Raw genomic sequence first — 11,052 nt, 5'->3', positions numbered from 1 at the left:
GGGTTTCGTCATTGGTATCGCTACCGAATTGCTCACCGGGCAAGGCATTCTCCAGCAACTCGGCTTGATGTAATCCACCGAGACGGGTCATTGGACAAGGCAAGAACGTACACCAAAGGGTATTGAGAGGGCAGAATTATGCAAGAACAAGAAACCAAGTTTGGCTTTACCTCATTTGCGGAAACCTGGAATGGTCGCTTAGCGATGCTAGGCTTCGTCATTGGTATCGCTACCGAATTGCTAACCGGGCAAGGCATTCTCCAGCAACTCGGCTTGATGTAATCCACCAAGACGGGTCATTGGACAAGGCAAGAACGTACACCAAAGGGTATTGAGAGGGCAGAATTATGCAAGAACAAGAAACCAAGTTTGGCTTTACCTCATTTGCCGAAACCTGGAATGGTCGCTTAGCGATGCTAGGCTTCGTTATCGGTATCGCTACCGAATTACTCACCGGGCAAGGCATTCTCCAACAACTCGGCTTAATGTAGTTAATCCTTCTAACGAAAACGCTTCGTTTCCCTATGAACTGATTGAACTGTTGGTAGCCGACAGGCATCTAGAACTGATTACTATAGAGCGATTAAAAGACTGAGGGCTTTTGCCTTCGGTCTTTTGCCGTTATTCTATGAGTCTGTCTATTTACGGTTATTGAGTATGTCCTCCCAACCATCGAGGAAGCCCAGCGCTATCAACATTGTTTTTGTCGGCTTTATTGCTGTCGCTATCCTATTTGCCGGGTATACCGACAAGATGCAAGCCATTACTGACGCCAGTTTTGAATCCGCTAAAACGGCTGTCGAGTTAGCCATTGGTTTGATTGGTGTCATGGCACTTTGGCTAGGATTGGTGCGGGTTTTGGAAGCCGGAGGGCTGATGTACAATCTGGCAACTTTGCTCAAACCCTTGATGGTGAAACTTTTTCCCGATGTACCTCCCACCCATCCGGCGATGGGGGCGATGATTCTGAATATTTCTGCCAATATGCTGGGGTTGGGGAATGCAGCGACTCCGTTTGGCATTAAGGCGATGGTGGAGTTGAATAAGTTGAATCCGTTTCCGGGAACAGCAACGGATGCGATGTGCTTGTTTTTGGCAATTAATACATCCAGTGTGGCTTTATTTCCCTTGGGTGTCATTGGGGTACGGGCGGCGGCAAATAGTAGTGATCCTGCAGGCATTTGGCTACCGACGTTTTTGGCTACGACTTGTTCTACCCTAGTTGGAATTTTAGTGGCGTTGTTTTTACGTAAACGAAGTCAAGTATCGGATATGACTGTCGCGGATAGTTCAGGACAAGAAACGGTGCTGCAAACTGAGGATGAGGTTAAGCCCGTTGAAGAACCCGATTTTTCCCATTTGTTGTATCCATCAGGTCGAATTTCTAAAATTATCGCCTGGGGGTTTATTGCTGGATTTCTGTTTTCCATGGTTTATGGCGTGATAATCCGCCAAAGTTTAGCTGGTTTCTTCAACCAAGATTTTATTTCCTATTGGCTGATTCCTACATTAATCTTATTGATTATCGCCTATGGGGTTGGACGCGGGGTGAAAGTGTATGAAGCGGTGACAGAGGGAGCGGTACAGGGGTTCGAGATTGCGATTCGGATTATTCCGTTTCTCGTCGCTATTTTAGTGGCAATTGGTATGTTTCGGGCGTCGGGGGCGATGGAGGCGCTTTCGACTCTATTAAATCCGATTACGAGTTTAATTGGAATGCCTGCGGAAGTTTTACCGATGGCGTTAATCCGTCCTCTTTCTGGGGGAGGGGCGTTTGGAATTATGAGTGAAATTGTGGAAAGGGCGCCCGATTCCTATAGTGCGTTTTTGGCTTCGACGATGATGGGAAGTACGGAAACAACGTTTTATGTGTTGGCGGTTTATTTTGGTGCTGTTGGGATTACTCGCATCCGTTATGCACTGGTGGCAGCTTTATTGGCAGATGCGACGGGATTAATTATGGCTTGTGTGTTTTCGGCTTTGTTTTGGGGATAAATTGGTTATTTGTCATTTGTCATTTGTCATTTGTCCTTTGGATATCCCGGTTAAGCTGTTCGGCATTTAAACCTTAATGCCAATAATGACGAAATCCTTGTAGTGCGTTTAGCGAAGCCATGCCGCAGGCTTTAGCGAAGCCATGCCGCAGGCTTTGCATCTTGCTCGCTACTAATACCCAATTTAAATGCATGACAGCTTATTTGATGTAGGGTGGGCAAGAGTGATCAATCCTGAAGTGCTTATGTTATCGTTTCTGGCTCTTGCCCACCTCCAGGTTAGTTAGAGTTATAAAATTTGGTTTTATTTCTGGATAAACCTTGGGCAAGGGCGGGTTTATTTACATCTGTGTCTACTCATAACCGATAACGGTAAAACCCGCCCCTACAACTAAACCTGTTATACAAATCAGCTTTTGTCACCCTCTTTAAGACGTGGCTACTTTTTCCTTACTACCTTACTCCTCCCCTTGAAACCTTCTGCCTTCTCTCAAGCCTTATCTCAAGACTAACTCGCTATCTAAAGTTAACTCTAAATCGGTTTCTGGGTAAATCACGAAAACTTCCGCTTGTTCGCCTCCACCTAAAAGTAATCCGCCTAATGCGCCTAATCCAGCACCGACTAAAACTTCAATTAAATCAATATCGCCAAATATTTCTGATAAAACTCCGGCGGCGGCTGCACCAATGGCGGCATTTTTGAGAATACGACTTACATCAGTTCCGTTATCAATTGTTTCGGTTTCTGTAATTACCGCAGATGTGGCTTCAATTGGTAATTCTCGATTACTGGTTTTTAGGATTAGCTGTTTAGCGATAAATTGAGTCCCGCCTTCTACTGGACGTAATTCTCCCTCGATTTGACTCCCGGCGGGAATTAAAACGGTTCCGGCTGAGGAACGAATCGGTTGGGTAATTGTTAGGGTGATGGGTGCGGTTTCATCGGGGGTAACGACAATTTTTTCCGCGTCCTCAGACTTAACCGCAATAATTGTTCCCGATGGTACGCTTACCTGTGTAGAACGAGGGGTGACTGGTGTGGGTTGTGAGGGAAACAGTTGCCCGATACGATAAGGTTGGGGTTTTGCTGTTGCGGGTATGGCGATGAGGATGGGAAGTGAGGCTGTTGTGGTTATGCCTAGCGCCATTAAGATAGCTATTTCTGACCGCCAGCGATTATAACTTAACATGGAAATAGACCTGCTATAGGGAAAGGATTATGGATAAAGTTGACTATTTTTTTATTGGGAAGTTCCCGATAATAGGAAATTGATACCTATTTTTTCAACGCAGAGGGACGCAGAGGTTAACGCAGAGGGGCGCAGAGGAATTGGGTATGTTTGAGGTTGAATTTTATAGTATAAACTGTATATAAGCTGATGCTCATTGTAAGTGGGTATTCCCTGTTCCCTAACAACTGACAAATGACGACTAATGGGTATTTTTCCAGCACCTAAGTTTAAGAGGTTTACACTTGAGCGCTTTCAATTGGAATCTGGTGTTGTATTCCCTCAGGTTAATTTAGCTTATCGAATTAGTGGTACACCTTCATCACAACCGCCAATTGTAACTTGTACGGCTTTTTCTCAAAGTTATTATGATTTGGCTTATCTGCGGGGTGCTAAGTTGGCGTTAGATCCGAAAAAAGATTGGATTATTCACACGGAGTTGTTGGGGAATGGGCGCAGTAGTTCGCCAAGTAATACGCCACCACCGTTTAAGGGTGTGAATTTTCCGGCGGTAACGATTCGGGATAATGTGAATTTACAATCTGCACTTCTCAACTACCTTAATGTTAATAGGATTCGGGCTGTGGTTGGTGCGAGTATGGGGGGACAACAGGCAATTCAATGGGCGGTAAGTTACCCGGATAGGGTGGAAAAGGCTGTGGTTATTGCCGGAAGTTGTCGGGCTACTTGGCATGTTCGTCTATTTCTTAATAGTTTAGCAACCTGTATTCGTTCTGATCCAGCGTTTCAGGAGGGCAATTATACAGAACCTCCTTTGCTTGGGCTGTCACGAATGTCTGAAGCTTGGGCGCCTTGGGCTTTTTCGCCAGAGTTTTATTCTTTACAGGTGTATCAAAGGTATCCTGATACTCAGGCAAATTCGTTGGATGAATTTTTGGCGAAATGGCGCACCCGCTATCATGAAAAAGATGCGAATGACCTATTATGTCATTTTCAAACTTGGGCAAATCATGATGTTAGTTTGACGCCGGGTATGGATGGATGTTTAGAAAAGGCTTTGAAGAGTATAAAAGCAGAGGTTCTCTTTCTACCCATTCGCACGGATGCCTATTTTGCTGTGGCTGATGTCACCGCAGAAGCCGCACTCATTCCTCATGCCCAAGTTATGGTGCTAAACTCAGTCTATGGTCATGCGGCGGCGTTTGGACGAGACAAGAGCGATCGCACTCAACTCAATCAGGCGATCGCGAATTTCCTCCATCAAGACATCAACCCTTCTCTCATGGGCTAAAGTTGATCCAAAACAGGACTATTCAATCCGTTAGCATTGGAGTTATGAATCAGGGCGGGTTTTGTTGTTCATTTATTAGTAACAAGCTAGCCTAGTGGCTAAACCCGCCCCTACAAAGGACGTAGCTTGCTTGGTGCTTAGCGAGTATGACAAATGACAAATAACAAATAACAAATTGCCGTGAAAAGTCAGACTATCAGACTTATGACATGGGCAACTCAATCACAAACTCAGTTCCTTGCTCTGGTGCGGAACTAAAATTTAGGGAACCTCCATGCTTTTCGACTACAATCTGACGCGCAATCGATAAGCCTAAACCCGTTCCTTTCCCCACGGGCTTGGTAGTAAAAAAATTATCAAATATGCAGTCTTTTACCTTACTTGGCATTCCTATTCCATTATCGCGAATCCGAATAATAACTATTTCTTTATCGTACTGAATGTCGGTATCAATTTTAATTTGAGGCAAATAGTCTTTATTCAATTCATTCGACTTCTTTGTCTGTAATTCATCTAATGCATCTATCGCATTAGCAATAAGATTCATAAAAACTTGGTTTAATTGCCCAGGATAACACTCAATAGGCGGTAATTCGCCGTAGTTTTTAATCACTTCGATTGCTGGACGTTTATCATTTGCCTTAAGGCGGTGCTTTAAAATTAATAGTGTACTATCGATTCCATCATGGATATTAAAGACTACCTTGGTATGAGCATCCAAACGAGAAAAGGTTCGCAAAGAGCTACTTAACTGAAAGAGACGATCAACTCCTTTTTTCATTGAGGATAAAATACTGGGCAGATCTTCAATCAAATAATCAAGTTCAATATCCTGACTTTCTTGTTCGATTTCAGATCCGGGATGGGGAAATTTGTCTTGATACAGACGCAGCAGGGAAATCAGATCGTTCGTATAATCCTTGGCACAACTGAGATTTCCATTAATAAAGCCTACAGGATTGTTAATTTCATGAGCTACGGCGGCTACCAGTTGACCCAAGGTTGCCATTTTTTCAATTTGTATAAGCTGAACTTGGGCTTGTTGTAACTCCTGTAAGGTTTGTTTTAATTGGGCGGTTCGTTCTTCAACTCGTTGCTCTAAACCCTGGGTAAGTTGACGAATCGTCAGTTGATGATCGACACGCGCCAAAACCTCTTCAAATTGAAAAGGTTTAGTAATATAGTCAGCCCCTCCCAAGGCAAAGGCTTTGACTTTATCAAAGACTTCATCTAAGGCGCTAATAAAAATTATCGGAATATCACGAGTGACGGGTGAAGCTTTCAAGGCTGAACAAACGTCATAGCCATTCATGTCGGGCATTTTAATGTCTAACAAAATCAGATCAGGTGCTACCGCTTTTGCCGCCATTAATGCCATGCTGCCGTTGACTGTGCTGCGAACTTCATACCCATATCTTGTTAGTGCGGCTTCCAACAGACGTAAGCTATCGGCTGTATCATCAACGATTAAAATAATTCCTTGTGCTGTTTTTGGCTGATAACTATTCATAAGCAAGTCTGGTTGCCATAAGGATGGCGGATAGTGTAATACGGCAAGGGCTAGGGAGAGCAGAGGGAGCTGGAATTAAATTAGAGTGTATCCAACTAATATTCTATTGAAGTATGTCCCGTATCTAAAATACCGGAAAAAAAGGAGGTTTTTATCAGGAGATAGCCTTGTGAGCTATATCCATAATGACATCACACCGAAAATTATTAACTAAATCAGTTAACGCCTTAGCGAATAACATCTGTTCTGGGGGAATTTGTTCGATAAGCTGAATAATCTGTTTGTTATTAAGCTGAATGGCGGCTTGGTGTAACTGGGCAATCCAATTCGTCGGCATCACCTTTAAATCCTCAGGGGTTAATATCGGTGTCTCAGCATCGGATGAGGGTGGGGCAGCATTTTCATAGCGATAACGGAGTCCTAAATGTTGTCCCATTTTCTCTAAAATTGCATCCGTTCGGAAGGGCTTGGCGACAAAATCATCACAACCTGCGTCTAAAATAGCGGTTCGTTCTTCATCAAAAGCGCTAGCGGTTAAGGCAATAATCACGGTTGTCTTTCCCAGAGGATGGGATTTAATCAATTGGGTGGCTTCATACCCATTCATTACAGGCATTCGCATATCTAACCAAATCAGATGAGGGTGCCAATGTTCCCAAATAGCCACAGCCACTTGACCATTATCGGCTTCTCGCACGTCTAATCCTAAGGATTCCAGAAACTTAACCAGGGGTTTGCGATTTGCCCATTGATCTTCAACCACTAAAATGCGATAGTTGGGTTGGTCGGGTGCGATGCCAATCACCTGTTGACTTAAGGGTTGACGAGGAGTCTGGTCTTGGAGAACAATGCCAATAGGGATATCAAATTTAACCAATGTACCTTGACCGGGAGTACTGTTAATGGTAATGTCCCCACCCATCAACTGGACAAATCGACGACTAATCGCTAAACCTAAACCCGTTCCTGACTGCGATCGCTGACTGGTTTTCGTTTGCACAAAAGCCTGAAACAGGGTATCCAGTTCATCCGGGGGAATGCCAACGCCTGTGTCTTCAACTTCAAAAAACAGCCTGGATTGAGTATCTGTGTTCGTTGGTGCGGTTATCCTATCGGATATCTCTTGCACGCGCAAAATAACCCTACCTTGTGACGTAAATTTAACCGCATTCCCCACTAAATTAATCAAGATCTGCCGCAATTTTCCCTCATCCGCCATCCCATAGTTCGGCACATTTGCCGTTCGCTCAACCATAAGTTGTACCCCTTTCGATAGGGCTTTCAGGCGCAACATCTCGGCAATGGAATCGACCAAACTGTAAAGGTCAAAGCTATTTTCTGACAGGGAAATCCTACCCGCCTCAATTTTGGACATATTCAGGACATTATTGATTAAATCCAGCAAATGTTCACCCGAACGAGTAATAATGCCCAAATAATCCTGCTGATCTTGATTTAGAGATGCATCCCTTGCCATGAGTTGAGTAAAGCCCAGGATAGCATTGAGGGGAGTACGCAGTTCATGACTCATATTTGCCAAAAACTCACTTTTGCCATGATTAGCCGCTTCTGCTGCATCTAAAGCTTGTTGCAGGGCGACTTCCGTTTGCTTGCGCTGTTGGATATCCTCAACGACGCCAATAATATAATTAGGGGTATCCATCCAAGTTCGCACCAGGGATACAGCAACATTGACCCATTGCCATTGACCATCTTTGCGGATAAAGCGTTTTTCTCTAGAATAGGTGGAACGTTGACCTGCTAATAATTGAGTTAAATCATTAAGCTCTGCGGCTCGGTCATCAGGGTGAGTAATGTCGGGGAAACTAAGCTGTAATAATTCCGATTCCTCGTATCCTACCAGGTCACAAAATCGTTGATTGACCCGAATTAACTGTCCCGATGGTGTCCCCAGGGCAATGCCCACGGCGGCTTGTTCAAATATTGCCCGGAAGCGTTCTTCACTTTCTCGTAAGGCGGCTTCCGCCCGTTGACGTTCGGTGACATCGCGCAAGCAAATCTCAAAAACCGATTCACCTTCCCATTCCGTTTCAACTACACTCATTTCAGCAAAGCTGAGTTGTCCATCGGCGCGAACAATTCCCAATTCTGTGGTTTGATTCACACCAACGGGCAGTCCAAAGTTATAGTTGAGTAAGTTCTCTACGTCCTGATTTAATAAGTTGGCGGCGGCTGGGTTGGTGAAGAGAACTTGACCTTGGCGATCGACAATCATAATCCCGTCGGAGGTACTGCTGACGATCGCGTTGAGTCTGGCTTCACTTTGGCGCAGGCGTGCTTCAGTTAATTTGCAATCAGTGATATCCCGTCCAACCGCCTGGAATTCCAGTAATCGACCTTGATTGTCAAAGATAGCGCGATCGCTCCATTGTTGCCAGCGAATCTCACCACTCTCTAGAATGACCCGGTGTTCGACTATACCTACAGGATTGTTTGGGTTCAACTCCGCAATAAAGCCTTCTAACACGGCTTGATCATCCGGGTGAATCAGGGGGACAAAGCGATGTCCAATTAGTTCTTTGGGAGTTTTGCCAAAATAGCGACAATAGACTTCGTTAACAAAGGTGAGTATGCCATCGGCGCTGTAACGACAAATCAGTTCACTTTGATCCTCAATAATCGCACGATAGCGGAACTCACTGTGTTGTAACTGCTGCTTTTGCTGTTCTACCGTGTTCTCCAGGATTCGCGAATGGTTTTCTAGATGGTTGTAGGCTTGAGCATTTTTTAGCGCCGATGCAGCTTGGACGCACAGGAGTTGAACAATCGCCACGCGATCGCGCGTAAATACGCCTCTGGTTTGATTATTTTCTAGGTAAAGAATACCAATCCCCTGATTACCAACTGTTAATGGCGCACATAATACACTCAATGGGGAACGTGTTGAGTTTTGAGTGTTGAGGTTGTAGGGGCGGGTTTCACTATTATCTTTGTTTCCCGCCCTGATGGTACTAAACCCACTCTCATTTCCCTCATCTCCCAGATTCAGTGCGATCATTGACCATCGTTTAATATCTGTCGTATCGTCTGAGACGATCAAAATGTCTGGATGATGCCATACATATTCAACCAGCATCAGGGGAATCTCCGGGCTGGATTCAATGGGAGTCAGGGGCAAAATGCTTGGGTTCGTACCCCTTACCCCCCTAGCCGCTACAACTAAACCCTCCGGCTGAGGCAAAATCAGGGTAACGCTTTGAGCCTCTGTTGTCTCAAAGGCTATCTGGATTAAGGTTGAGAGCAAGGGCTGTAGTCTAATTTCTCCAGAGATGGCTTGGCACAACTCAATCACCATCGCCATGGATAGACTATCGGAATTATCAATGAAACAAGAGACCAAGGTTCTAGGGTTAAATGTTTTGACATCAAAACGGACGAACAGAAGTAACTTAGCCTACTGATCAGATGGTTATTTCTGAATAAAAATGAATTTTGCTTGACTTTTTCCGTCTATTGTTTTAATTACAACAGACCCTTGGATGATTCGCGATCGCGTCTTCTGTGAGCGTCCTTTTCTCCGGCTGATTAGCTTTTCTTTTCCAAAGATTAACTTGGCTTTATAGTAAGCTAAGCTTTTATAGCTTTTGTCCTCTAGTTTATACTAGATTTCCTTTAAGTGAACACGCCTGTACGGGAGAAATCCTAGTGCAAGAAGGCAGAAATAACGCCAACAGCTCCCTCTGCTCCCCCAGCTCCCTCTGCTCCCTCTGCTCCCTCTGCTCCCCCAGCTCCCTCTGCTCCCTCTGCTCCCCCAGCTCCCTCTGCTCCCTCTGCTCCCCCAGCTCCCTCTGCTCCCTCTGCTCCCCCAGCTTCCCCAGCTCCCCCAGCTTCCCCAGCTCCCTCTGCTCCCCCAGCTCCCCCATCTCCCCCAGTGAAGTAAGGGCTTGGTAACCAAGCCCCTACTGAGAACCTTGTGCCAACTCTTCACCACTCAGGGGAGAAATTTGCCAAATCCTGATTTGCCGATCAAATCCACCTGTTGCTAGGAGTGTACCATCAGGGCTAAAGGCAACGGAATGCACCCAATCGTCATGGGCTGTCAGTAACGCTAACAGTTCACCGGTTCTGAGATTCCATAACCGCACCCCGTCACGGCTGGCGCTAGCGAGAGTTTCACCATCGGGATTAATCGCCACAGCCCAGACTCGCCCCGTATGTCCCGAAAGAGTCTGTGCTAATTGTCCCGTTCTAAGATTCCAGATTTTAATTGTGCGATCGTAACTACCACTGACTAATGTTTGTCCATCGGGTGTAAACGCCAAGGCATTAACTGAACCACGATGGGCGCTAATCCGATTGAGTGACTGTCCTGTTTTTAGATTCCAGAGTTTAATTGAACCAAACTTATGACCACTTGCCAGGATATCTCCATCGGGGTGAATCGCCAGTCCATAGGTCTGGTTATCGAAACGCGCTAAGGTATAGATTCGACGTTGTTTGGTTAAATCCCATAGTCTAATTCCATCTAAAGCGCCTGTGACTAAGGTGCGACCATCTGGCGTGATTGCCAAGGATAAAACATTGCTGGTATGATCACGAAACTGATGGATATAGTCTCCGGTTTTCCAGTTCCAGAGATTAACCGCAGAATCTGTACCAGAACTGACCAAGGTTTCTCCATCGGGTGATAAGCGTAGAACCGATACTGAAGTTCGTTGCGCTCGCAGGCTGTCGATTTCTCGACCTGTTTTTAGCTGCCAGAATTTAATTTTGCCATCGTTACGACTACCGCCGCTAATTAGAATTGTTCCATCGAGGCTAAAGAACAACGAATCAACGGCTGTGTTATGACCTGTAAAGGTGTAAATGAGTCGCGGATTTCTCCAGGCTTCAGGAGAGGAGAGAGGTTGAGGCGGAGATAAATTATCGGGATTGAGTGGATTTGTTGGTGTAGGAGGCGGCGGTTGGGCAGGATTTTCCGGACTAGATGGCACAGCGGGTACAGGTAAAGGCTGACTTATTGCCTTATGGCTGATAGTCGCCAAACTTATCATGACTCCGATTAAAATTAAAATTGCCCCTTTGTTATTGATCATTTGTCAGGGA

The 11,052-nt window shown here is 45.2% G+C and carries 9 protein-coding genes; 4 read left to right on the top strand and 5 right to left on the bottom strand.

The window, feature by feature from the left end; all coding sequences use genetic code 11:
• The first annotated feature begins 138 nt into the window (after window positions 1-138).
• The 3 genes from MC7420_RS15950 to MC7420_RS15940 all read left to right on the top strand — a co-directional run bounded on the left by MC7420_RS15950 (window position 139) and on the right by MC7420_RS15940 (window position 1,995).
• Entirely contained in the window at window positions 139-282 is a 144-nt protein-coding gene (locus MC7420_RS15950; protein ID WP_006101425.1) for a chlorophyll a/b-binding protein, read from the top strand.
• 65 nt (window positions 283-347) lie between these two features.
• Entirely contained in the window at window positions 348-491 is a 144-nt protein-coding gene (locus tag MC7420_RS15945; protein ID WP_006101425.1) for a chlorophyll a/b-binding protein, read from the top strand.
• Window positions 492-657: 166 nt separating this feature from the next.
• Window positions 658-1,995, top strand: a complete 1,338-nt coding sequence (locus MC7420_RS15940; protein ID WP_006101486.1) for a nucleoside recognition domain-containing protein — start codon at window positions 658-660, stop codon at window positions 1,993-1,995.
• 496 nt (window positions 1,996-2,491) lie between these two features.
• Here MC7420_RS15940 and MC7420_RS15935 read toward each other — a convergent pair whose 3' ends face one another.
• A complete protein-coding gene (locus MC7420_RS15935; RefSeq protein ID WP_044207512.1) occupies window positions 2,492-3,184 on the bottom strand; it encodes a hypothetical protein in 693 nt (230 codons plus the stop codon).
• A 244-nt stretch (window positions 3,185-3,428) separates the two neighbouring features.
• On the opposite strand from MC7420_RS15935, the gene MC7420_RS15930 reads away from it, so the two are divergent.
• The gene (locus MC7420_RS15930; RefSeq protein ID WP_006101571.1) at window positions 3,429-4,475 is read left to right on the top strand and encodes an alpha/beta fold hydrolase; all 1,047 of its coding nucleotides are present in this window, start codon (window positions 3,429-3,431) and stop codon (window positions 4,473-4,475) included.
• A 202-nt stretch (window positions 4,476-4,677) separates the two neighbouring features.
• On the opposite strand, the gene MC7420_RS15925 is transcribed toward MC7420_RS15930, so the two are convergent.
• The 4 genes from MC7420_RS15925 to MC7420_RS15910 form a co-directional block, all read right to left on the bottom strand.
• The gene (locus MC7420_RS15925; protein ID WP_006101513.1) at window positions 4,678-5,985 is read right to left on the bottom strand and encodes a sensor histidine kinase; all 1,308 of its coding nucleotides are present in this window, start codon (window positions 5,983-5,985) and stop codon (window positions 4,678-4,680) included.
• 154 nt (window positions 5,986-6,139) lie between these two features.
• Window positions 6,140-9,346 carry a PAS domain S-box protein gene (locus MC7420_RS15920; protein ID WP_157453188.1) on the bottom strand — a complete coding sequence of 1,069 codons (3,207 nt, stop codon included), beginning with the start codon at window positions 9,344-9,346 and terminating at the stop codon, window positions 6,140-6,142.
• 256 nt (window positions 9,347-9,602) lie between these two features.
• Window positions 9,603-9,869, bottom strand: coding sequence for a hypothetical protein (locus MC7420_RS15915; RefSeq protein ID WP_044207510.1), 267 nt, complete (start codon window positions 9,867-9,869; stop codon window positions 9,603-9,605).
• Window positions 9,870-9,905: 36 nt separating this feature from the next.
• Window positions 9,906-11,042 carry a WD40 repeat domain-containing protein gene (locus MC7420_RS15910; protein WP_006101503.1) on the bottom strand — a complete coding sequence of 379 codons (1,137 nt, stop codon included), beginning with the start codon at window positions 11,040-11,042 and terminating at the stop codon, window positions 9,906-9,908.
• Between the last annotated feature and the right edge of the window lie 10 nt (window positions 11,043-11,052).

This window comes from Coleofasciculus chthonoplastes PCC 7420, assembly GCF_000155555.1.
In the GTDB taxonomy this organism is placed as follows: domain Bacteria; phylum Cyanobacteriota; class Cyanobacteriia; order Cyanobacteriales; family Coleofasciculaceae; genus Coleofasciculus; species Coleofasciculus chthonoplastes_A.
Note: the sequence above shows the minus strand (reverse complement) of the source record. Positions and strands in the feature narration are given on the sequence as shown.